This window comes from Citrobacter sp. ANG330 (assembly GCF_047467925.1).
GTDB lineage: Bacteria > Pseudomonadota > Gammaproteobacteria > Enterobacterales > Enterobacteriaceae > Citrobacter_A > Citrobacter_A amalonaticus_G.
In genome coordinates, this window is record NZ_JASJUI010000010.1 from 83,129 (window position 1) to 105,547 (window position 22,419).

Sequence of the window (22,419 nt, forward strand, 5' to 3'; positions counted from 1 at the left end):
ACTATTTGAGATAAAAATAACGCTATAGCTAATTTGTTTAAATATAGAAATTACTTAATAAACATAGGGTTGTTCTGTGTGTTGGGTATATTCAGCTTAAATAACTTTAGTGGCGACAGAGCAGTGCGTAGAAATTAAAATGCGGTTATTGTGGGGTGGGTCATAAAAAGAAATTAACTGCCTTTTATTCATTTTGAAAACCGATAAGATAATTAATGATTTCGATGGCAGGAGCAGGAAATGAATCTTTCGATTAAACAACTCAGGGCATTTTTAATATTAAGCGAGGCTGATAGTTTTACTCAGGCGGCCCGGCGGTTTAATCTATCTCAGCCCGCGTTTAGTACCCTGATTGCATCACTGGAAGAGGAGATTGGCTATCGGCTATTCGACAGGGATACGCGACGCGTGTTGCTGAATGCAGATGGCATTCATTTTCTCGATCTGGCACGCAAGATAGTGCAGAGCCATGATGATGCCGTGGGCGAAATCAAAGACCGGGTAGCAGGTAATAATAACGATATCACCCTCGCGGTGTTACCTTCGCTGGCGGTGGAATGGCTACCTGAAATACTGGTGAAATACAGTAAGAGGGTGCCGCAAAGTAATGTGAAACTGATCGACACCCAGTGGGATCGCTGTCTGAAGGCATTACTTGATGGTCAGGCGGATATGGCATTAACCGCCGGGCAACCCTCGTTGACCACGTTTGATTCAACGTTATTGTTCTCGGATAAATTTTATCTGCTCTGTCATCGCGAACATCCACTGGCACAACAATCTTCGGTATCGCTCAGTCAGGTTTGTGATTATCCCTTTATTGGTTTCAGCGTCGGCACCAGCATTCGGCAGTACACCGATAAGCTCTGCGAAAATCTGGCCATGAGCTTTAATTATCAACTGGAAGTGCGCCAGCTCACCACGATGATGGGCCTGATTGCCGCCAACTACGGGATCAGCATTACGACCGGATTAACGCTGTTCCAGTTCAACCATAAAGATATCGTGATTTTACCGTTTGAAGATTTGGCGCTGGAGCGGGCAATCTATCTGGTGACGCCGAAGGGGCGACATCTCGCGCCTGGCGTCGCGTCGTTTGCGGAATTCATTACCTGCCAGGCGCACCAGTTCGCGTCAGAACATATGTGATGTTTACTCCCGCGAAAGACCGGCGTGCTACACCCCATAACCCATCATTTTCAGCAGCCGCTGCGCGTGTTGTACCGCATCCTGACGGTGCGCCACGCCAAGTTTCTGATACAGATTACGGATATGCGTCTTGATGGTGGTCGCCGCCACCGCCAGTTCACCCGCGATCTGCTCGTTGCTGTAGCCGGAGTAAATCAGCCCCAGCACCTGCCACTCGCGCTGCGTCAGCGGACTGGTGCGGATAAGCTCTGGTACTTCCGGGTGGTTCAGCAGGCGTTCAACAAAGCCTTCGTCAAAGTGGGCGTACTTGTGGCGGTGATGCTGGTTGATCTCACGCAGAATGCGCTGAGCGCGGTGTTGGTCCAGTTCCGGCAGCGTATTCAGTTGAATAAGCTGGCGTAGTTGTTGCGCCATCGGCTCGCCTTCAATCACAAAGTGACTGATGAATCCGGTGCGATTGGCTAATTGCAGGGCATCAAGCAGCACGCGCTGCGCGTCATTTTTGCGCCCGGCCTGCCAGTAAAGTTGGTTGAGCAGCAGCAGGTTACGGTTAAGGTCGCTCATCAGGCGCAGGCTGCGCGCATTTTCATTCAGCTCTTCGAGTACGATTTCAGCGGGTTCAAATTCGCCGAGCAGAATTTGCGCTCTGGCGATATTACGCCACTGGCCTTGCAGGAAGTGGTTATTGGCAAACTCCGGTTTCGGCGTCTGGCGCAGCCAGTTGGCGGCCGACTTTTTATCGCCGACCATTTGCCAGTAGATCACCCGAACTTTATCGGCGTTTGAGATCCAGTCGCTATGGTAGTGACCGTTGCCCAGCAGATTCTCCAGGCGGTTGAGATGGCTGCGGGCATTGTCCAGATCGCCACGGGCCAGCGAGCACTGCACCAGCAGCGCCAGACACTGTAATTGTTGCTGTGGCTGAAAGGCGGAGAGGACTTCGATACCGCTACGCGCTGAGGCTTCCGCTTCATCCAGTCGCGCCCACGCCCACAGCAGTTGGGCACGAATGCGCACCAGAAATTCGTGCATGGGCAACTGTTCCAGATGCTGATCTTTAATTAACTGGAATGCTTTCTCCTGAGTTTCCCAGGCGGCCTGCAAAAAGCCCTGAGCAAAGAGAATTTCACTTTGCTGGATCAAACTCCAGAGCGCGTAGTGCCAGACATCATGATGACGCGCCATCTGTTCGGTCTGCTGCATCAGCGTTAAGGAGCGAGAGAGATCGCCCTTACAGTGCAGCACTTCGCCGTGCACCGAGGTGGCAACAATGCGGCTGTAATACAAGGCGATAGGTAGCTCGTCCAGTGCCAGTTTCGCCAGCCGTTCAGCCTCATCGGGATTGCCGTCGTTGATAGCCACCTGAGCGCGGAGCGCGTTAAACTCGGCATGCAGCGTGCTGTCCATCACACCCTGAATCTCTTGTTCGGCACGGGCCAGCAGGGTGTTTACTTCGCTGTAGCGATGCTGGCTTTGCATCAGCCAGGCCTGTAACAGCACCAGACGCGGGTTTTCCAGCAGGCTTTCCCACGGCAGCGCTTTTAGTGACTCTTCCAGTAGCGCCAGTTCGCTGTGGTTAAACAATCCCCACGCGTGGTTAAGCAAAATATCGCGCAGCATATGTGCATCGCCGGCCGCCAGCGCATGGTGGATGGCTTCGCTGGGGAAACCCTGCGCCATCCAGCTTTCCGCGGCGGCGCGGTGGATATCGGGTAACTCGGTCGCCAGTTCCCACTGGCAGCGCTGGCGCAGGAAACTGCCAAACAGCGGGTGATAACTGAACCATTCGCCGGAGTCATCCATCCGTTGCAGGAACAGTCCCTGGCGCTCGATCTCTTCCAGTCGCATCTGACCGTTTTCTTCACCGGTTACACGTACGATCAGCGCATCGTTCATTGATCGTAAGACTGCACTTTTCAGCAGGAAAAGGCGGGTGCTGACATCGACGCTGTCCAGCACCTCATCGACCAGATAATCCGAGAGATGGCTGGCGTTAATTCCCGCCAGACGGCGAGCCGACTGATGCGCAGAGTGGTTGTTCTGCCGCGCAGAGAGGGCGATGAGCTGTAATGCGGTTGCCCAGCCTGCCACATCGTCACACATCCGGCTGCTTTCGGCGGCTTCGATGGGGGAAGTTAAACGACGGTCAAAAAACTGTTTTGCTTCCTGATGATTAAAGGCCAGTTGCTGACTGCCTATCTCCAGAAGCTGGTCGCGCACGCGCAGATTGGCAATTCCGAGCTGCGGTAAATTACGCGACAGCACTACCAGCGTGAGATTTTCAGGCTGATGACGAAGGAAAAAGCGCATGGACTCATGAATCACCGGATTGGTGATCAGATGGTAATCGTCGATGACCAGATACAGCGGGCGATGCCACTCCGCCAGCTCAATAAAGAGCTGTGCAAAAAGTGAGGTCAGACTGACATACTGCCGTTTTTGCACCATCACTTCGCTGGTGGCGCAATGACCGTTGGTGGCCTGCTGTACCGCGGCAATCAGATAGCTGGCAAAACGCTCCTGCTGGTTGTCGCCCTCATCCAGTGAGTACCAGCCGAGTTCACTTTTCCCGGCGGCCCATTGCGAAATGAGCGTGGTTTTCCCATAACCAGCAGGACTTGTGATCAGGACCAGCCTGAAATTGTTCGCGCCGGAAAGTTTAGCCAACAGGCGCTCACGGACCACTGTATGGTCGAGACGAACCGGACGACTTAGTTTAGACGGAATCAACATAGTTAGCACTTCACTGTGGAAAATGGGGGATGGCGATTTTTTTTGCGCTTCGTAATTAATAGATATAAGGTCGGCCAGATTAGGAATTTTTGCAAGGTATGTCCGGTAATGAACCCCCTTAATTTGCACTACATCACAAATTTATCTGGAGCATAGCCTGAGCTGGTATGGGCTGGCAGATGGGATGCCCGGATATTTACTTTTGCTGAAGAATCATGACAGTTTGTATAGGCTTACGACTCTGTCAGTGACAGACGAAATTGTAACTTACCGTGATAAATTATTAACCGAAAAAGGTCATCAGAGGTAAGGATGTTATCGATATAAAAAAGTAATGTCGTTCTCACTATTAGTGGCAATCTCTTTGAATGCGACTACCAGAAACTACGATTATCAACAATAGTTTCGCAAAGTTTGATATCGATGACATGATAATCATGAAGGCTATCCTGCGGGCAGGAGTGGTAGGAAAGTGCCAGCAATAGAAAGGGTACAATACAGTTTGCAATGAAACCGATAATAAAGAATAAGATGATAGCGGCGAGAACCCATCCTTCAAAAGGATCAGGAAGTGCTTTGTATTGCAAATCATCACTGAATAAAACACGAACCATAGCAACCACAACATACATGACCAGAGGTATAGCTCCTATAAGTGCGCAAGTTTGATTATAAGAAATAACGTCTCCCATCCTCATTAAGGATAAAAAATCCGTCATAACCAGTCCAAATAATAAGAAATCCAAAAAGCCAAAGCAAAACATGATAAAAAAAATAATTATGATTTGGAGTCGTAATTTTCGCATGCCTGTTTGCCTGTACATAAATGAGAGTTAAAAAATACTACGATTATCAACAAGGGTTTCGCAAAGTTTGATATCGATGACATGATAATCATGAAGACTATCCTGCGAGCAGTAGTGGTATGGCGAGACCAGAAATAAAAACAGGACAATAAAGTTTGCAATAAAGCCGATAGCAAAAAGGATCGCACCAGTGCCTAGCACCCATCCTTCAAAAGGATCAGGAAGGGCTTTGTATTGCAAATCATTGCTGAATAAAACCCGTACCATAGCAAAGGTTGTATACAACATTAACGGTATTCCACTTATCAGTAAGCACGTATGGTGATAAGTGATTACATCACCCATTCTTATCAATGATAAAAAATCAGTCATAACAAAACCAAATATTTGTAAATCAAGAATGCCAAGGAGAAAGATAATCAGCAAAAAATACATTAGACGCATAAATAATTTTTTCATAAATCCTCTTTAAAATGAGCGATTAAAAAAAACTACGATTATCAACAAGGGTTTCGCAAAGTTTGATATCGATGACATGATAATCATGAAGGCTATCCTGCGGGCAGGAGTGGTAGGACGATACCAGAAATAAAAACAGGACAATAAAGTTTGCAATAAAGCCGATAGCAAAAAAGAGCGCGCCAGTGCCCAGCACCCAGACTTCAAAAGGATCAGGAAGGGCTTTGTATTGCAAATCATTGCTGAATAAAACCCGTACCATAGCAAAGGTTGTATATAACATCATCGGTATTCCACTTATCAGTATGCACGTATGGTGATAAGTGATTACGTCACCCCTTCTTATCAAAGATAAGAAATCGGTCATAACATTACCAAATATTAATGCATAAAGCATGCTAAGGAGTAAGGTAATTAATAAAAGGCACATTAACCGCTTAAATAATTTTTTCATAAGACCTCCTTAATATGAGTCAAAGTAGGGAGAGTCGAATCCATAATCGTAATTTTTATGATGATGTATATAATCACGAAGCTTTTCTTTTAACGCATTTGATAGCCCTGTTTTTTCATCAATTATATTTAGTTCATAATTAAGATATATTCCTGCCAAAACAATAATGCCGATAGTAACAATTACGGGGGCACTAAACATAGTTGCCAGGCCCGCGACCACCCCAATCACAACCCCCGATACTACCGCTTTAGCCATATCCATTGAAATATCGACCAGAAAATCGACCATCTGATAATCTGATTTAAAAATCAGTTCGATGGCTCGCCAGGCCAGCGAAAAATAGAGGCAATATCTGACACCACTCCTGATACTGTTGTAAAGCCCACGTTTACCGATGGCCATTTCCAGTATTTGCGGATGCCTGGCACCGTAGCGGGTCCCGTTAAGAATACGGCGTAACGCAGGGTATCCCGTAATTTTTATATAGGCTTTGCCGCCCACGTTGTACTCGATCGCTTTTATTTTTAAAACAGTAAAGTTAAAAACCAATTCGTTAGCCGGGTTGTAATACGTTGTGAGCTTAGACAGACTGCGAAAGGCATCCAGTCCGTCTTTTATATTACCCGGTCCCGCGCGATACGAGAAAAATTGGTCAATTCCTCCCATTAAGTCATCCACGACTTGCTGTGCTTCTTTTATTGTCAACAGGAGGATGTGGTGGTGTTGAGTGATGAATGATCCATCCATAAAAGCCATATCGCGCTGCACAGGGTTCATTGAACTCCAGTGGATGTCAGCTGAGCCGCGCAGCGGATCGTCATCGGGATGACGTGAGGTGTTCTCGTACAACGAAGAAGATGGACGATGACGCATGCTATTTCCTTATATACGTGTTTCAGACTCAGAAGAGCCGGTCGCTCCAAAAGCTAAAGGCGCTGGTGCTCGCCATACAATGTTCCCAACTAATGGACTCATATGTAAAACAAACACGTTCCTGTGCTTCGTTACTATTTTCAATAATATTATGTGGTACAATTATTTTGATGTTAGAAATATGAGCTTTGAATAGTTTAATTTTATAGTAGATCTCCTGTTGACCTCCTGGATTAACGCGATACAGGTCGAGTTCACATTCAAGCGTTTCGTTATCGTTGATGGCTTTGCTGAGTAACGGCGAAGAACGGTCTACGGGCTTAATTATTTGCAATTCATGATGGCAAACATTTTGTTGCCGCGATGTTTCGTGTTCAAGTGCGTAAATCATTATCTGATCAATATGACGGGTTTGAGATTTATTACCTATTGAACTCCGGGAGCCGCACTGCGCTGATATATCTCCCTGAATCTCTCCTGTCAGCGTGAGCCAGGATAAATGGGACATATTATTTCCTTTTAATTTATTAGTGGTGATAATATATTAAAATGCAATAAATTTAGTGTGCGCTTGTATTATTGTCATTTCAACTGGTTTTGTTTTTATATGGACCTGAAACCAGGGGGGCTTCATACCCGCGTTATATCGTTTCATCCCTGATTTTGTGATTAGGGTCAGGCAAAATATAAAAATGGATTAAAATAAGAGTATGACTGTGATCTGAACAGTCGGGTGCGGTACGCGAAAGTGGCATCGATCACACTTTTACGCTCATCCCCACTACTCCTCCCCGCCTAATCAAGTGTGGGATGAGGAAGGTCAACATTGAGCCTGGCAAACTAGCGATAACGTTGTTTTTTACCAAAGGACCCGGAATTCCTATGTCACAGCCTACCTTCAATCAAGAGCAATTTCAGGCAGCCCTGACACGTCAGTGGCAGCGTTTCGGTTTACTGTCAGCTCACGAGATGACGTCGCGCCAATGGTGGCACGCCGTGAGCGGCGCGCTGGCGGAACTTCTCAGTGCCCAACCTGTGGCGAAACCGGCGAAAAACCAGCGCCACGTGAACTACATCTCGATGGAGTTCCTGATTGGTCGTCTGACGGGGAATAACCTGCTTAACCTGGGCTGGTATCAGGCGGTGAGCGATGCGCTGAAAGCGCACGACGTTAATCTGACGGACCTGCTGGAAGAAGAGATCGACCCGGCGCTGGGTAACGGCGGGCTGGGCCGCCTCGCGGCATGCTTCCTGGACTCGATGGCGACCGTCGGCCAGTCTGCTACCGGCTATGGTCTGAATTACCAGTACGGTCTGTTCCGTCAGTCCTTTGCCGATGGTCAGCAAATGGAAGCGCCGGATGACTGGCATCGCGGCAGCTACCCGTGGTTCCGTCATAATGAGCAGCTTGATGTGCAGGTGGGTATTGGCGGTAAGGTGGCAAAGGATGGCCGCTGGGAACCCGGTTTTGTGATTACCGGGCAGGCGTGGGATCTGCCAGTGCTGGGCTACCGTAACGGCGTGGCGCAACCGCTGCGTCTTTGGCAGGCCACTCACGCTCATCCGTTTAACCTGACCAAATTTAATGACGGTGATTTCCTGCGTGCAGAACAGCAGGGGATCGACGCCGAAAAACTGACCAAAGTGCTTTACCCGAACGACAACCACACGGCGGGTAAGAAGCTGCGTCTGATGCAGCAATACTTCCAGTGTGCCTGTTCGGTGGCTGATATTCTGCGTCGCCATCATCTGGCGGGCCGCAAACTGCATGAGCTGGCGGATTACGAAGTCATTCAACTGAACGATACCCATCCGACCATTGCGATTCCGGAACTGTTGCGCGTGCTGCTTGACGAGCATCAAATGAGCTGGGATGACGCCTGGGCCATCACCAGCAAAACCTTCGCTTATACCAACCATACCCTGATGCCAGAAGCGCTGGAGTGCTGGGATGAGAAGCTGGTGAAAGCGCTGCTGCCGCGTCATATGCAGATCATCAAAGAGATTAACGATCGCTTTAAGAAGCTGGTCGATAAAACCTGGCCTGGCGACAAGCAGGTTTGGGCAAAGCTGGCGGTGGTTCACGACAAGCAGGTGCGCATGGCGAACATGTGCGTCGTCAGCGGCTTTGCGGTCAATGGTGTGGCGGCGCTGCACTCCGATCTGGTGGTGAAGGACCTGTTCCCGGAATATCACCAACTGTGGCCGAACAAGTTCCATAACGTGACCAACGGCATCACGCCGCGTCGCTGGATCAAACAGTGCAACCCGGAGCTGGCTGCGCTGTTTGATAAAACGCTGAAAAAAGAGTGGGCGAACGATCTCGATCAGTTGATAAACCTTGAGAAGTACGCCGACGATGCCAAATTCCGCAAGACCTGGCGTGATATCAAGCAGGCGAATAAAGTGCGTCTGGCTGAATTTGTGAAGGTCCGTACCGGGATTGAAATTAACCCGCAGGCGATTTTCGATATTCAGATTAAGCGTTTGCACGAATACAAACGTCAGCACCTGAACCTGCTGCATATTCTGGCGTTGTATAAAGAGATTCGCGAGAACCCGCAGGCCGATCGCGTACCGCGCGTCTTCCTGTTCGGCGCGAAGGCGGCACCGGGTTACTACCTGGCGAAAAACATCATTTTTGCCATCAATAAGGTGGCGGAAACCATTAATAATGACCCGAACGTCGGCGATAAGCTGAAAGTCGTGTTCCTGCCGGATTACTGCGTGTCGGCGGCAGAAATGCTGATCCCGGCGGCAGATATCTCTGAGCAGATCTCCACGGCGGGGAAAGAAGCTTCCGGTACGGGCAACATGAAGCTGGCGCTCAACGGCGCACTGACGGTCGGCACCCTGGATGGCGCGAACGTGGAAATTGCCGAGAAAGTTGGTGACGAGAATATCTTTATCTTTGGTCATACCGTGGAACAGGTGAAGACGCTGAAAGCCAAAGGCTACGATCCGCTGAAATGGCGTAAGAAAGATAAAGTGCTCGATGCCGTGCTGAAGGAACTGGAAAGCGGAAAGTTCAGCGCCGGCGATAAGCATGCCTTTGATCAGATGCTGCATAGTCTCGGCAAGCAAGGGGGCGACCCCTATCTGGTGATGGCGGACTTTGCGGCCTACGTTGAGGCGCAGAAACAGGTGGATGTGTTGTATCGTGACCAGGAGGCCTGGACGCGTGCGGCGATCCTGAACTCCGCACGCTGCGGTATGTTCAGCTCGGATCGCTCCATTTGCGATTATCAGACCCGAATCTGGCAGGCAAAACGCTAAGGAAGCGCGATGGTGAGCAAACGTCTTGATAATGCCGCGCTGGCGGCGGGGATCAGTCCCAATTACATCAATGCCCACGGTAAGCCGCAGTCAATTGGTGCCGAAACCAAGCGACGTTTGTTGGACGCGATGCACCGCACCACCGCCGCCACTCCGGTGGCGGTGACGCCAGTGCCAAATGTCATGGTCTATACCGCAGGCAAAAAAATGCCACTGGCGGTAGAAGGCAGCGGAGAATTCAACTGGCTGTTGACTACCGAAGAGGGAGAGCAATTTAAGGGGCACGTCACCGGCGGAAAATCTTTTAACCTGCCGACAAAGCTGCCGCTGGGCTATCACACGTTGACCCTGACGCAGGGCGAACAGCGACATTACTGCCGCGTCATCGTGGCGCCAAAACGCTGCTACGAGCCGCAGGCGCTGCTGACCGGGCAGAAACTCTGGGGTGCCTGCGTACAGCTCTATACGCTGCGCTCAGAGCATAACTGGGGAATCGGTGATTTCGGCGATCTCCGGTCAATGCTGGTGGATATTGCAAAACGGGGAGGCGCATTTATCGGTCTTAACCCGATCCATGCGCTCTATCCGGCAAACCCGGAGAGCGCCAGCCCGTACAGCCCTTCTTCACGTCGCTGGCTGAACGTCATTTATATTGACGTAAATGCTGTCGATGATTTTCGCCTGAGTCAAGAAGCACAGGCCTGGTGGCAGATGCCCGATACGCAGAAAATACTGCAACAAGCGCGGGATGCTCAATGGGTGGATTACTCGGCGGTAACCACGCTGAAGATGACAGCGCTGCGCATGGCGTGGAAAGGGTTTGCCGCGCGCGATGATGAGCAGATGACGGCATTCCGGGCGTTCGTGGCTCAGGAAGGCGACAGCCTGTACTGGCAGGCGGCGTTTGATGCGCTGCATGCCTGGCAGGTGAAAGAGGATGAACTGCGCTGGGGATGGCCGGCCTGGCCGGAAGCGTACCAGTCTGTTGATTCGCCGGAGGTGGAAAAATTCTGTCACGAACATCGTGATGAAGTGGATTTTTATCTCTGGTTACAGTGGCTGGCGTACACCCAGTTTGCCGCCTGCTGGGAAACCAGTCAGGGTTTTAACATGCCGATTGGCCTGTATCGCGATCTGGCGGTAGGCGTGGCGGAAGGCGGTGCGGAAACCTGGTGTGACCGCGAGCTGTATTGCCTGAAAGCTTCCGTCGGCGCACCGCCGGATATCCTCGGCCCGCTCGGACAGAACTGGGGCTTGCCGCCGATGGATCCGCATATCATCACCGCACGCGGCTACGAGCCGTTTATTGAACTCCTGCGGGCGAATATGCAAAACTGCGGCGCGCTGCGCATCGATCACGTCATGTCGATGCTGCGTCTGTGGTGGATCCCTTACGGCGAAACCGCCGATCACGGCGCCTATGTTCACTATCCGGTCGACGATCTGCTGTCGATTCTGGCGCTGGAAAGCCAGCGTCATCACTGCATGGTGATTGGCGAAGATTTGGGTACCGTTCCAGTGGGGATCGTTGGCAAGCTGCGAAGCAGCGGCGTGTACTCTTACAAAGTGCTCTACTTCGAGAACGACCATGAGAAGAACTACCGTGCGCCGAAAGCGTATCCGGAACAATCAATGGCTGTCGCGACGACGCATGATCTTCCTACGCTCAAAGGCTATTGGGACAGCGGCGATCTGACGCTTGGCAAAGCGCTGGGGTTATACCCTGATGAGGTGGTGTTGCGCGGGCTGTATCAGGACCGTGAGTTGGCGAAGCAGGAGTTGTTAGATGCGCTGCACAAATATGGCTGTCTGCCAAAACGCGCCGGGCACAAGGCTTCGTTGATGGCGATGACGCCGACGCTCAATCGCGCGATGCAGCGTTATATCGCTGGCAGCAACAGCGCGCTGTTAGGGTTACAGCCTGAGGACTGGCTGGATATGGCGGAGCCGGTCAACATCCCGGGGACCAGTTCGCAGTACAAAAACTGGCGTCGTAAGCTTTCCACTACGCTTGAAGCGATGTTTGCCGATGAACGGGTGAATAAGTTGATTAAGGATCTGGATAAGCGACGAAAAGCGGCAGCGAAGAAGAAGTAAAAATAAAGAACCCGCCAACTGGCGGGTTCTTTATTTCTGTTAAACCACCGTTCCCAGTAGCAGACAGCCAATCAGTCCGCAGACAGAGATAATGGTTTCCAGCATCGACCAGGACTTAATGGTCTCGCCGATGGTCAGGTTAAAGTACTCTTTAAACAGCCAGAAGCCGGGGTCGTTTACGTGAGAGAAGATAACGCTACCGGAACCAACGGCAATGACCATCAGCTCAGGGCTGACGCCGGTGGTGGCAATCAACGGTGCGACAATCCCACCCGCTGTGATAGCGGCAACGGTTGCAGAACCCAGCGCGATACGCAGAACGGCGGCGATAGACCATGCCATCAGCAGCGGAGAGATGTTGGTTTCGTGCATCATAGACGCAATGTATTTGTCTACGCCGCTGTCGACCAGCACCTGCTTGAACGCACCGCCGCCGCCGATGATTAACAGCATCATCGCGATAATTTTGATGGAAGAGGTCAGCGTATCGTTAATCTGATCCATCGAACGGCCACGGTTCAACCCGAAGGTGAACAGAGCGATCAGCACGGCAATCAACGTTGCCATCACCGGGTCACCAAAGAATTCCGCAACAGGCAGGAAGGCATGACCTTTCGGCAGGATCATTTCGGCAATGGCTCGCATCGCCATCAGCACTACCGGAACCAGTGAGGTCCAGACGCTGACGCCAAAGCTCGGCATCTCTTCTTCGGTAAAGGTTTTCGCACTGTACAGACCTTCCGGAATCGGCTTATCAATGCCTTTCAGGCAGCGAGCGAACACCGGACCCGCCAGAATAACGGTCGGAATGGCCAGAATCGTACCAAACAACAGAGTCTTACCCATATCGGCATGGAAAATGGTCGCGATAGCCGTTGGGCCCGGGTGCGGCGGCAGGAAGCCGTGCGTCACGGAGAGCGCGGCTGCCATTGGCACACCGACATACAGCAGCGGGATGTTAGCCGCGGCGGCAATGGTAAAGACCAGCGGCAGCATCAGCACAAAACCCACTTCGTAGAACAGGGCAAAACCGACGGTGAAACCGGTTAATACCACGGCCCACTGAATGTGCTTCTTACCAAATTTCGCAATCAGCGTGGTGGCGATACGCTGTGCGCCCCCGCAGTCTGCCAGCATTTTACCCAGCATGGCGCCAAAGCCCATGATCAGGGCGAGGCTTCCCAGGGTGCCGCCGACGCCAGCTTTGATGGAGCCAATAACTTTATCCAGCGGCATTCCTTGCATCAATCCAACAGCAAGCGCCACCAGGACGAGAGCGATGAAACCGTTCATTTTGAAGCGGATCATCAGGAGTAATAACATGATTACACCGATAGCAACGATGACTAATGGCATGATTTACCTGGCCTTTCGATTTGTTATGGGTAACGTCAGTGTGTTGACGACAAATTACGTTTATCCCAACGGGGAACAGAGACGTAACGGCACCTCGACGGATTACCCTTAAAACTGTCTAGTTTAGTCGGATGACATGTGTGTGTTTGGTGCCCATATGAATGATACGGGTAACATACGGTAATTGAGAATCACCCCAGCCGGCAAAATTTAAATTATGCGAGGCAGGTCAAATTATCGGAGTGGATGTTGCAGAAGACGCAAGAGTGGGGCGTGTGCCATTGCCAGGCCCGACAAGTGCAAGCATCATCGGGCCATACGCGAGCAGTGTACTTTAGTAGTAGGAGTGTTCGCCGCGCTGGTGTTCTGTCAGGTCGCGAACGCCTTTCAGTTCAGGGAACTCGTTCAGCAACTGCTTCTCGATCCCTTCTTTCAGGGTCACATCGACCATGGAGCAGCCGTTACAGCCGCCGCCAAACTGCAGAATGGCGTAGCCTTCGTCGGTTATCTCCATCAAAGAGACACGACCACCGTGACCGGCAAGCTGCGGGTTGATTTGCGATTGCAGCATGTATTCGACGCGCTCCATCAGCGGTGCATCGTCAGCCACTTTACGCATTTTGGCGTTCGGCGCTTTCAGCGTAAGCTGAGAACCTAACTGATCGGTGACGAAATCGATCTCTGCTTCTTCCAGATACGGTGCGCTCAGTTCATCAACATACGCAGTCAGCAGGTCAAATTTCAGGGCGGTGTCGGTTGCTTCCACGGCGTCCGGCGGACAATAAGAAACGCCACATTCAGCGTTAGGCGTACCGGGATTGATCACAAATACACGGATTTGTGTCCCTTCTTCCTGATTTGCCAGTAGTTTGGCAAAGTGCGCTTGTGCAGCATCGGAAATATGGATCATAGTAATGGCCTAATAGTTGACTATTTTAGTTGGTTATAATACGCCCATCATCGAGGCTCTACAAGGTTCGACACAGGCACCATACCTGGACAGTCGCTGCGCCGTTGCGTAATAGCAGCTGCGCAATCTCCGCGACGGTACTTCCGGTAGTAACGACATCATCCACAACAACCATATGGAGTCCCTTCACGGGCAATTCAAGATGAAAGGCGTTTTTCAGGTTGCGTTTGCGCAGTCTGGCGCTGAGGTGGTGCTGTGTCGCGGTAGGGCGAATGCGCGTGACGCTGCGGCTGTCCCAGGCGCAGTGTAACCAGCGGGATAGCGGGCGACACAGCAGATCGCTTTGATTAAACCCTCTGCGCCAGTGCCGGCGCTGCCACAGCGGCACGCTGACGAGTCGGTCTGGCAGGACAAGTCCGGTCCGACGATGAGCCTCAAGCACCTCCAGTAACAGGATGCGTGAGAGTGCGAGCGCAACTTCACTGCGGCGGGAAAACTTAAGCTGATGGATGAGCGTGCTGAGGGGCGGGGCATAGTCGCTGACCGTAATTAGTCGCTGCCAGGGCGGCGGTTTTTGCAAACAGCGTCCACAGGGAAGCGTGGTATGGGCGGACGGTAAACCGCAACGGGGGCACAGCGATTCGCGTTGCCGCGCTGCACGTGCGCAGACAGAACAGATCCCCCAATGACTGAGCGCCATCGGCATTCGGCATAGCCAGCATAATCCCGGTACTGTTAGCATAGGTTCATCCTTGTGAGTAAAAGAGAACAGTAACTGATGAATGACATCTGGTGGCAGACTCGTGGAACGGGAAATTGCCATCTTGTGCTGCTGCACGGATGGGGACTGAACGCTGAAGTGTGGCATTGCATTAGCGAGGAATTGAGCTCGCATTTCACGTTGCATCTGGTGGATTTGCCCGGCTTTGGCCGTAGCCAGGGTTTTGGCGCCATGACTCTCGGAGAAATGGCGGAGCGTGTGCTGGAACTGGCGCCTGAGAACGCTATCTGGCTCGGCTGGAGTCTTGGCGGGCTAGTGGCGAGCCAGGTGGCATTAACTCATCCCGAGCGCGTTCTGGCACTGGTGACGGTGGCATCATCACCCTGTTTCAGCGCGCGTGAAAATTGGCCGGGGATTAAACCGGAAGTTCTGGCGGGATTCCAGCAGCAGCTGAGCGAAGACTTCCAGCGGACGGTAGAGCGCTTTCTGGCATTGCAAACGATGGGAACGGAAACGGCGCGTCAGGATGCCCGCGCGTTGAAGAAGACCGTGCTGGCGCTGCCGATGCCGCCCGTTGATGTGCTTAACGGGGGGCTGGAGATCCTCAAGACGGTTGATCTGCGAGAGCCTTTGAGAGCGTTGACGGTGCCGTTCCTGCGTCTGTACGGCTATCTGGATGGTCTGGTTCCCCGCAAGGTGGTGCCGCTGCTTGATGAACTATGGCCTGCGAGCGAATCGCTAATCTTTGCCAGGGCAGCGCATGCCCCGTTTATTTCGCATCCTGATGAATTCTGTCAGACGCTGGTGGCGCTGAAACAAAGGCTGTAAGGCGAAAAGAAGCGCCCGGGAAGGGAAAAGAACCTTCCGGGCCGGAGATTAATGGTTCCGCGCGATGATGTCATCGGCGGTAATCCCGGTGATTCTGAGAATGGTCTGGCGGTCAATACCGTCAGCCTGCATGCTGGCTGCGATGCGCAGTGCTTCCTCACGTTTACCCTGCTGCAAACCCTTTTCCATTCCCCTTTCCAGTCCTTCCTGTAATCCACTGATGTGGCCTTCCTGAAGACCACGGTGATGCCCTTCCTGACGTAATCTTTCGGCGATAGTCATCAATCTCTCCTTGTGTTCAGGTAATCGGTCGGCCATGCCATGAATAAAATCGCGAAAGCGATCGGTGTCGCCCGCCTGCAACAGATAATTAAACAGGGCTTTTAGTTGGTTGTCATTAGCGTGCCCTGTAATAAGCAGGGTCGCCAGTTTTTCCACTAACCCCAGTAGATCCCGCTTGCGGATATGTTTTTGCACCAGTTCGAGGAGTGCCATGCGGCGGTGCTGCATAATCTCGTCATCGGGAATGACGGTAATATCCACCAGTGGCAACGCTGCGCCATACAGTCGTCGTGCGGCTTCCGGGTTGTCAAATTCGTCCAGCCAGCAGAGCGAGAAAGGGTAGGGGCTGACCGTACCGTGATAAAACAGCATGGGTATTACCAGGGGCAGTGTCAGGTGGCCGGCATCCAGATGTCGTTGCATTGCTGCAATCGCGTAGCGCATGAGACGAAACGCCATATGCGGATCGGCGGTGCTCTGATGTTCTATGACAACGTAGATGTATCCCTCTCCTTCGCGGGTTTTCAGTGACCACAGCACATCGCAATAGTACGCACGCAACTCCTCCTCAATAAAACTTGTCGGTTCCAGTTTCAGCGTTTGCAGGTCGCAAAGCGCACGTAAGGAGGCAGGAAGGTGGAGTAGAAGAAAATCCTGCGCGGTGGCCGGGTGGCTCAAAAATGTTTTGAAAATGGCATCATGCGGTGTCGCGCTGGAGGCTGTACTCATGGCGATCCCTCACCGGAATAAAAGATAGCGTGACTCTAGCGGGCAAGCGGCGGGAAAGCATCTCCCTGTTGTTAACGGTGCGAAGAGGGCTGGAGGAAATCGTGCCCTTGCAGAAAGTGATTTTGTGTTGTGGAACCGGGCACGCAAAATACCGGATGGCGGCGTTTATCCCACCATCCGGTATCCATCTAACGTAAAGCCCACCATTCACGCAGGCAGGCTTTGCCTTCCGGACAACTTTTACAGCTGCCGGAGAGGCAGCCGTCGGGCTCTTCCTGAATCCGCACGGCTTTCCCCATCGTCTCCAGTTGATTGAGCATGGCGTCAATCATCGGCTGCGGCGTATGCAATGTCCGGCTGATTTGTTCTGCCTCCATACGCCCCTGTAGGGCCAGTAAATCACGAACCTGAATGAGTGAAGCCATCGTAATACCTAGTGACAATCGCCGGTGGTGGTGCTGGCACAGCAGTCGCTGGCTTTTTTCCGTGTTGCCAGCAGATTGACATTCACCCGGCTGCGCGCCCGGCGCAACAGCCCCAGAACCACAACGTTAAACAGAATCACCGCCAGTATGCAGACCAGACTGTAACGCGGGTGCTCACTGTAGCTGGCAACCTGGTAGAATACGGTCGACAGTGAGTAGGCAATGTTCAGCCCCCACAAAATGGAGAAGCCCATCCATCCGCGGCTGGACTCACGGGCAATTGCCCCCATTACCGAGATACACGGCACGTACAGCAGGACGAAAATCAGGTAGCTGTAGGCTGCTGCCGCGCTGCCAAATTTCTCACCCATTACGCCCATCGCGCCGGTCGCCATTTCGCCATCGCCTTTACTGGCTTCGATCGGGTTCGCCAGTACGCTCAGGCTGAAGGTGTCTTTCAGGCTCTGCCAGGTTTCATCCAGTGCGCTCAGCAATTCATCGCTAAGATGAAATTCAGCCGGATTAAATTCCTCGTCCTGAATATTTTCTGCGGTATAGAGCGTGTTGAGCGTACCCACTACCACTTCTTTTGCCATTGCGCCCGTGAACAACCCGACCGTGGCCTGCCAGTTGTCTTCGTGAACGCCAATCGGTTTGAAGACTGGGGTAATCACGCGGCTGACGGAGGCCAGCGCTGAATCGTTGATGTTATCGACAATCTTGCCACTCAGCGAAAAACTGTTAAATGCACTCAGGAATATGCTGACAATGACAATCACTTTACCGGCGCGCAGGACAAATCCTTTCAGGCGCTGCCAGGTCTGGATGATCAGACTTTTGATATGCGGAACGTGGTAAACCGGAAGTTCCATTACAAACGGTGAGGCTTCGCCACGCATGATGGTGTGTTTGAGCATCAGACCGGTGAGTACCGCCATCACAATACCCAGTACGTACAGAGAGAACACCGCCAGCGCGCCGTTCTGCCCGAAGAAAGCCGCGGCAAACACGGCGAAAATCGCCAGTCGCGCCCCACAGGACATGAACGGTGCCATCATGATGGTCATCAGACGCTCGCGGGGCGCATCCAGGGTGCGGGCCCCCATCACCGATGGCACGTTGCAGCCAAAGCCGACAATCAGCGGGACGAACGATTTGCCCGGCAGTCCAAGCGCCTGCATCAGACGGTCCATCACAAACGCGGCCCGCGCCATGTAGCCGGAGTCTTCGAGGAACGAGAGGAACAGGTACATCATGCCGATCTGCGGAACCAGCGGCAGAACGGTGTTAATCCCGCCGCCAAGCCCCTGGGCGAGGAAGATAGTCAGCCAGTCCGGGAAGTGAAGGGTATAACCGATCCACTGGATACCGTGAATAAAGATCGCCACAGAGCCGGCGTCAAATATCGGGGTCAGCGCGCCGCCGATGTTAATGGCGAGCAGGAACATCAGGTACATCACAAACAGGAAGATCGGCAGGCCCAGAAAACGGTTGAGAATGATTTTGTCCACAGCCGTCGTAAAGCGGCTGGGTTCTGCGGTCAGCGTGTTGCTTACCACATCGCAAATCGCCGCAATGCACTGATAACGCGCATCGGCAATATGCAGCGCCGGGTCGTCCATCTCGTCGCTCAGATGCGCCAGAGAAATATCCAGTTGCGCCGCGGCGTCACCAGCATAAGCCCGGCTGTAGATGTCTCCTTCCAGCATTTGCAGACCGAGCCAACGACGCTGTTGCGCAGGCATCTCTTTTGCCATGGCGCCCGCCAGTTTATTGGCCTCACGTAGCAACGGCTGGGCGTAGTGTACCAGTTCGACGTTTTCATTTTTGCTGTGGCGGTCAATCGCCAGCTTCAGCGCTTCGATACCGCGTCCACGGGTGGAAACCAGCGGGACGACCGGGCAACCAAGACGGGCTGAAAGGGAGTCGATATCAATGCGGATTTTCTGTTTTTCCGCAATGTCGAGCATGTTAAGGGCGACAATGCAGGGAATGCCCAGCTCAAGCAGTTGCAGTGTCAGATAGAGGTTACGCTCAAGGTTTGAAGCATCCACCACGTTAATTAACAAATCGGCGTCGCCGCTCAGAATATAGTGGCAGGCGATCTGCTCATCCAGAGAGGTTTGTGAAGAGATGGTGGTAAGCGAATAGGTGCCGGGCAGATCGACCAGCGTGACCTGATGGTCCGTGGTCGCGAATTGCCCCTCTTTACGTTCAACGGTGACACCAGCCCAGTTGCCGACGCGCTGACGGGCGCCGGTCAGTTGGTTAAATAACGTTGTCTTGCCGGAATTTGGATTACCAATTAAACCAATGGTTAATTTTTTCATTGTTATAGACTCACTGTATTAACAGGAAACCGCTTCCACTTCTAATAACGCCAGGTCTTTTTTACGCAATACCAGGCTGACACGACGCGTCTCAATATGAACAGGATCGCCCAGGGGGGCGACGCGCACCACGTTAAATGAGGAACCCGGAAGCATGCCGAGGGAAAGCAGTTTCTGACGGTATGCAGGACTTATTTCTCGGGAAAAGCCGGTGATTTTCCACGCAGTATCTGGAGCAAATTGCATAAGAACCTACTTGTTTCTCGCTAACTGGATGTTTACCTCATGGGGCAAAGAGGCGCGGCATGAGACCAGATGATTAGCCAACGAAGGAAAGAGTAAATAATCAACAATGCAATGATAATGAGAATGGTTTTTATCTTCAACCGATTAAATGTGACGGAATGTTGGTTTGAATAATAATCTGCGTTATTTTTGATATGGCTCAAAAATAATAACTGTCAGGTAAAATGATTTGAATTATTAATAAATGAACGTTGTTAATGTTTAATTAAGGTTTCATCTGTTAACGAAGTGAAAAGTTTAATGCGGTGGCGAGAGAACAGCGTAAATATGCCGGACAGGATGTTTCCACCGCTATCCGGCACATGATCCAAACTTAACGTTTTTTACCCATTGCTGCTGCCAGCGCATCCATCATCGCGCTGTTACCAGCAGGCTGCGCTTCACGACTACGCGGTTTTGCTGCTTTCGCTGCCGGACGGTCGTTTCCGCCGCCGCCACGACGGGCATTGGTTTCACCAGGCTGTTCGTCCAGACGCATCGTCAGGGCAATACGCTTGCGCTGCAGATCAACTTCCAGCACTTTCACCTTCACGATATCGCCTGCTTTCACCACGGTGTGCGGATCGTCGACGAACTTGTTCGACAGCGATGAGATATGGACCAGTCCATCCTGATGTACGCCAATATCCACAAATGCGCCGAAGTTGGTGACGTTAGTCACCGCGCCTTCCAGAATCATCCCCGGCTGCAGGTCATTCATGGTTTCAACGCCATCGGCGAACTGGGCGGTTTTGAACTCCGGACGCGGGTCACGACCCGGTTTCTCCAGCTCTTTAATGATATCGCTGACGGTCGGAACACCGAACTTGTCGTCGGTGAAGTCGACGGCTTTCAGATTGCGTAGTTCGCTGCTGTTGCCCATCAGGTCTTTCAGGGCCTGTTGCGTTGCCGCCAGAATACGTTCCACAACCGGATACGCTTCCGGGTGAACGGTGGACGCATCCAGCGGGTTATCGCCGTGGTTAATACGCAGGAAGCCTGCGCACTGTTCGAAGGCTTTTGGCCCCAGACGGCTGACTTTCAGCAGTTGCTGACGATTCTGGAACTGCCCGTTCTCGTCGCGCCAGGCCACGATATTCTGCGCCATCATGCGGGTCAGACCGGCTACACGCGTCAACAGCGGAACCGATGCCGTATTCAAATCAACGCCAACGGCGTTCACGCAGTCTTCCACCACCGCGTCCAGCTTTCGGGCCAGCTGAGTCTGGCTGACATCATGCTGATACTGGCCAACCCCGATGGATTTCGGATCGATTTTCACCAGTTCGGCGAGGGGATCCTGCAGACGACGCGCGATGGATACCGCGCCGCGCAAAGAGACGTCAAGATCCGGAAATTCCTGTGCCGCCAGTTCAGACGCAGAATAGACCGATGCTCCGGCTTCACTGACAATCACTTTCTGCGCTGTGACTTTCGGGAACTGCTTCTGCACGTCGAGGAAGAAGCGTTCGGTTTCACGCGAGGCGGTGCCGTTACCAATCGCCACCAGTTCCACATTGTACTTTTCACACAGTGCAGCCACCGCCACGGCGGCTTTCGCTGCCTGGCCGGTATGAGGATAGATGGTATCAGTGGCGACCAGCTTACCGGTGCCGTCCACCACCGCAACTTTCACCCCGGTACGCAGACCTGGATCAAGACCCATAGTGGCGCGCAGGCCCGCTGGTGCCGCCATCAGCAGGTCGTGAAGGTTACGGGCGAATACATTAATCGCTTCGTCTTCCGCGCGTTCGCGGACGGTTCCCATCAACTCGGTTTCGAGATGCATCAACACCTTGATACGCCACGTCCAGCTCACCACGCCTTTGCGCCAGCTGTCTGCCGGTGCGTTGTTCAGACGCAGATCGAGGTGATCCATAATGATCTGCTCGCAATGGCTCTCTTTCGGCGGCTCATCGAACTGCGGATCGGCATTCAGCGAAAGCTGCAACACGCCTTCATTACGGCCCCGGAACATCGCCAGCGCACGGTGAGAAGGCACAGAGGCGATCGGTTCATGATGATCGAAATAATCGCGGAATTTCGCGCCTTCTTCTTCCTTGCCGCTGACAACGCTGGCAACCAGATGGGCATTTTTCCACAGATAGTCACGTACTTTTGCCAGCAGCGCGGCGTCTTCGGCAAAGCGTTCCATCAGGATATAGCGTGCGCCATCAAGCGCGGCTTTGCTGTCGGCAACCCCTTTCTCTGCATCGATATATTTTGCCGCTTCGGTGTCCGGATCGTGTGACGGGTCGTTCCACAACAGGTCGGCCAGCGGTTCCAGACCGGCTTCCATCGCGATCTGTCCACGGGTGCGGCGTTTGGGCTTATACGGGAGATAAAGGTCTTCGAGCTCGGTCTTACTTAACGTGCCGTTGATAGCGTTGGCCAGTTCATCGGTCAGTTTGCCTTGCTCGGAAATGGATTTCAGAATGGCCTGACGGCGCTCTTCCAGTTCACGCAAATAGCCCAGTCGGGTCTCCAGATTACGCAGTTGCGTATCATCCAGACCGCCGGTGATCTCCTTACGGTAACGTGCGATAAACGGCACGGTGTTCCCTTCGTCAAGCAGGCGAACGGCAGCGGTGACCTGGTCGGCCCGGGCCTGAATTTCACCCGCAATAATGCGGCAGAAAGAATCATTCATCATGGATTGGCTTCATCTACTGAGTAAAAAATCAGGGAACAGTTATACGGATT

General features: G+C 52.4%; 18 protein-coding genes. 4 read left to right on the top strand and 14 right to left on the bottom strand.

Annotation, left to right across the window (positions count from 1 at the left end; genetic code table 11):
* Nucleotides 1-240 precede the first annotated feature (240 nt).
* Nucleotides 241-1,149 (top strand): LysR family transcriptional regulator, encoded by a 909-nt coding sequence (locus QNN88_RS19000; protein ID WP_042998440.1) that lies wholly within the window; start codon nucleotides 241-243, stop codon nucleotides 1,147-1,149.
* A 27-nt stretch (nucleotides 1,150-1,176) separates the two neighbouring features.
* On the opposite strand, the gene malT is transcribed toward QNN88_RS19000, so the two are convergent.
* From malT to QNN88_RS19030, 6 genes are all read right to left on the bottom strand, one after another.
* Nucleotides 1,177-3,882, bottom strand: a complete 2,706-nt coding sequence (gene malT / locus QNN88_RS19005) for an HTH-type transcriptional regulator MalT (protein ID WP_414241581.1) — start codon at nucleotides 3,880-3,882, stop codon at nucleotides 1,177-1,179.
* 374 nt (nucleotides 3,883-4,256) lie between these two features.
* Nucleotides 4,257-4,688 carry a DUF1240 domain-containing protein gene (locus tag QNN88_RS19010; protein ID WP_414241582.1) on the bottom strand — a complete coding sequence of 144 codons (432 nt, stop codon included), beginning with the start codon at nucleotides 4,686-4,688 and terminating at the stop codon, nucleotides 4,257-4,259.
* A 27-nt stretch (nucleotides 4,689-4,715) separates the two neighbouring features.
* On the bottom strand, nucleotides 4,716-5,147 hold the full coding sequence (locus QNN88_RS19015; protein ID WP_414241583.1) for a hypothetical protein: 432 nt from the start codon (nucleotides 5,145-5,147) through the stop codon (nucleotides 4,716-4,718).
* A 22-nt stretch (nucleotides 5,148-5,169) separates the two neighbouring features.
* Nucleotides 5,170-5,601, bottom strand: coding sequence for a hypothetical protein (locus QNN88_RS19020; protein WP_414241584.1), 432 nt, complete (start codon nucleotides 5,599-5,601; stop codon nucleotides 5,170-5,172).
* 9 nt (nucleotides 5,602-5,610) lie between these two features.
* The gene (locus QNN88_RS19025) at nucleotides 5,611-6,477 is read right to left on the bottom strand and encodes a hypothetical protein (RefSeq protein WP_414241585.1); all 867 of its coding nucleotides are present in this window, start codon (nucleotides 6,475-6,477) and stop codon (nucleotides 5,611-5,613) included.
* 28 nt (nucleotides 6,478-6,505) lie between these two features.
* The gene (locus tag QNN88_RS19030; RefSeq protein ID WP_414241586.1) at nucleotides 6,506-6,985 is read right to left on the bottom strand and encodes an Hcp family type VI secretion system effector; all 480 of its coding nucleotides are present in this window, start codon (nucleotides 6,983-6,985) and stop codon (nucleotides 6,506-6,508) included.
* 374 nt (nucleotides 6,986-7,359) lie between these two features.
* Here QNN88_RS19030 and malP point away from each other — a divergent pair, with 374 nt between their 5' ends.
* Nucleotides 7,360-9,753, top strand: a complete 2,394-nt coding sequence (malP, locus tag QNN88_RS19035) for a maltodextrin phosphorylase (protein WP_414241587.1) — start codon at nucleotides 7,360-7,362, stop codon at nucleotides 9,751-9,753.
* Between the two features lie 9 nt (nucleotides 9,754-9,762).
* The gene (malQ, locus tag QNN88_RS19040) at nucleotides 9,763-11,850 is read left to right on the top strand and encodes a 4-alpha-glucanotransferase (protein ID WP_414241588.1); all 2,088 of its coding nucleotides are present in this window, start codon (nucleotides 9,763-9,765) and stop codon (nucleotides 11,848-11,850) included.
* Nucleotides 11,851-11,889: 39 nt separating this feature from the next.
* On the opposite strand, the gene gntT is transcribed toward malQ, so the two are convergent.
* The 3 genes from gntT to gntX form a co-directional block, all read right to left on the bottom strand.
* The gene (gntT, locus tag QNN88_RS19045) at nucleotides 11,890-13,206 is read right to left on the bottom strand and encodes a gluconate transporter (protein ID WP_414241589.1); all 1,317 of its coding nucleotides are present in this window, start codon (nucleotides 13,204-13,206) and stop codon (nucleotides 11,890-11,892) included.
* A gap of 334 nt (nucleotides 13,207-13,540) precedes the next feature.
* The gene (gene nfuA / locus QNN88_RS19050; protein WP_046491516.1) at nucleotides 13,541-14,116 is read right to left on the bottom strand and encodes a Fe-S biogenesis protein NfuA; all 576 of its coding nucleotides are present in this window, start codon (nucleotides 14,114-14,116) and stop codon (nucleotides 13,541-13,543) included.
* A 58-nt stretch (nucleotides 14,117-14,174) separates the two neighbouring features.
* Nucleotides 14,175-14,858 carry a DNA utilization protein GntX gene (gene gntX, locus QNN88_RS19055; protein WP_414241590.1) on the bottom strand — a complete coding sequence of 228 codons (684 nt, stop codon included), beginning with the start codon at nucleotides 14,856-14,858 and terminating at the stop codon, nucleotides 14,175-14,177.
* A gap of 36 nt (nucleotides 14,859-14,894) precedes the next feature.
* Between gntX and bioH the strand changes: the two genes are divergently transcribed.
* A complete protein-coding gene (gene bioH / locus QNN88_RS19060) occupies nucleotides 14,895-15,665 on the top strand; it encodes a pimeloyl-ACP methyl ester esterase BioH (RefSeq protein ID WP_414241591.1) in 771 nt (256 codons plus the stop codon).
* Between the two features lie 48 nt (nucleotides 15,666-15,713).
* Here the strand turns inward: bioH and QNN88_RS19065 are convergent, their stop codons facing one another.
* The 5 genes from QNN88_RS19065 to QNN88_RS19085 all read right to left on the bottom strand — a co-directional run bounded on the left by QNN88_RS19065 (nucleotide 15,714) and on the right by QNN88_RS19085 (nucleotide 22,369).
* On the bottom strand, nucleotides 15,714-16,676 hold the full coding sequence (locus QNN88_RS19065) for an Rpn family recombination-promoting nuclease/putative transposase (RefSeq protein WP_414241592.1): 963 nt from the start codon (nucleotides 16,674-16,676) through the stop codon (nucleotides 15,714-15,716).
* Between the two features lie 188 nt (nucleotides 16,677-16,864).
* Complete coding sequence (feoC, locus tag QNN88_RS19070) at nucleotides 16,865-17,101, bottom strand: [Fe-S]-dependent transcriptional repressor FeoC (protein ID WP_414241593.1); 237 nt, start codon at nucleotides 17,099-17,101, stop codon at nucleotides 16,865-16,867.
* 8 nt (nucleotides 17,102-17,109) lie between these two features.
* Nucleotides 17,110-19,431 carry a Fe(2+) transporter permease subunit FeoB gene (gene feoB / locus QNN88_RS19075; protein ID WP_414241594.1) on the bottom strand — a complete coding sequence of 774 codons (2,322 nt, stop codon included), beginning with the start codon at nucleotides 19,429-19,431 and terminating at the stop codon, nucleotides 17,110-17,112.
* Between the two features lie 18 nt (nucleotides 19,432-19,449).
* Entirely contained in the window at nucleotides 19,450-19,677 is a 228-nt protein-coding gene (feoA, locus tag QNN88_RS19080) for a ferrous iron transporter A (protein WP_042998427.1), read from the bottom strand.
* Nucleotides 19,678-20,050: 373 nt separating this feature from the next.
* Nucleotides 20,051-22,369 (bottom strand): Tex family protein, encoded by a 2,319-nt coding sequence (locus tag QNN88_RS19085; RefSeq protein ID WP_414241595.1) that lies wholly within the window; start codon nucleotides 22,367-22,369, stop codon nucleotides 20,051-20,053.
* Nucleotides 22,370-22,419 lie beyond the last annotated feature (50 nt).

Coding starts and splice junctions, on each gene's coding strand:
- QNN88_RS19000 (WP_042998440.1), top strand. CDS start 241: ATGAATCTTTCGATTAAACAACTCAGGGCATTTTTAATATTAAGCGAG.
- malT (WP_414241581.1), bottom strand. CDS start 3,882: ATGTTGATTCCGTCTAAACTAAGTCGTCCGGTTCGTCTCGACCATACA.
- QNN88_RS19010 (WP_414241582.1), bottom strand. CDS start 4,688: ATGCGAAAATTACGACTCCAAATCATAATTATTTTTTTTATCATGTTT.
- QNN88_RS19015 (WP_414241583.1), bottom strand. CDS start 5,147: ATGAAAAAATTATTTATGCGTCTAATGTATTTTTTGCTGATTATCTTT.
- QNN88_RS19020 (WP_414241584.1), bottom strand. CDS start 5,601: ATGAAAAAATTATTTAAGCGGTTAATGTGCCTTTTATTAATTACCTTA.
- QNN88_RS19025 (WP_414241585.1), bottom strand. CDS start 6,477: ATGCGTCATCGTCCATCTTCTTCGTTGTACGAGAACACCTCACGTCAT.
- QNN88_RS19030 (WP_414241586.1), bottom strand. CDS start 6,985: ATGTCCCATTTATCCTGGCTCACGCTGACAGGAGAGATTCAGGGAGAT.
- malP (WP_414241587.1), top strand. CDS start 7,360: ATGTCACAGCCTACCTTCAATCAAGAGCAATTTCAGGCAGCCCTGACA.
- malQ (WP_414241588.1), top strand. CDS start 9,763: ATGGTGAGCAAACGTCTTGATAATGCCGCGCTGGCGGCGGGGATCAGT.
- gntT (WP_414241589.1), bottom strand. CDS start 13,206: ATGCCATTAGTCATCGTTGCTATCGGTGTAATCATGTTATTACTCCTG.
- nfuA (WP_046491516.1), bottom strand. CDS start 14,116: ATGATCCATATTTCCGATGCTGCACAAGCGCACTTTGCCAAACTACTG.
- gntX (WP_414241590.1), bottom strand. CDS start 14,858: ATGCTAACAGTACCGGGATTATGCTGGCTATGCCGAATGCCGATGGCG.
- bioH (WP_414241591.1), top strand. CDS start 14,895: ATGAATGACATCTGGTGGCAGACTCGTGGAACGGGAAATTGCCATCTT.
- QNN88_RS19065 (WP_414241592.1), bottom strand. CDS start 16,676: ATGAGTACAGCCTCCAGCGCGACACCGCATGATGCCATTTTCAAAACA.
- feoC (WP_414241593.1), bottom strand. CDS start 17,101: ATGGCTTCACTCATTCAGGTTCGTGATTTACTGGCCCTACAGGGGCGT.
- feoB (WP_414241594.1), bottom strand. CDS start 19,431: ATGAAAAAATTAACCATTGGTTTAATTGGTAATCCAAATTCCGGCAAG.
- feoA (WP_042998427.1), bottom strand. CDS start 19,677: ATGCAATTTGCTCCAGATACTGCGTGGAAAATCACCGGCTTTTCCCGA.
- QNN88_RS19085 (WP_414241595.1), bottom strand. CDS start 22,369: ATGATGAATGATTCTTTCTGCCGCATTATTGCGGGTGAAATTCAGGCC.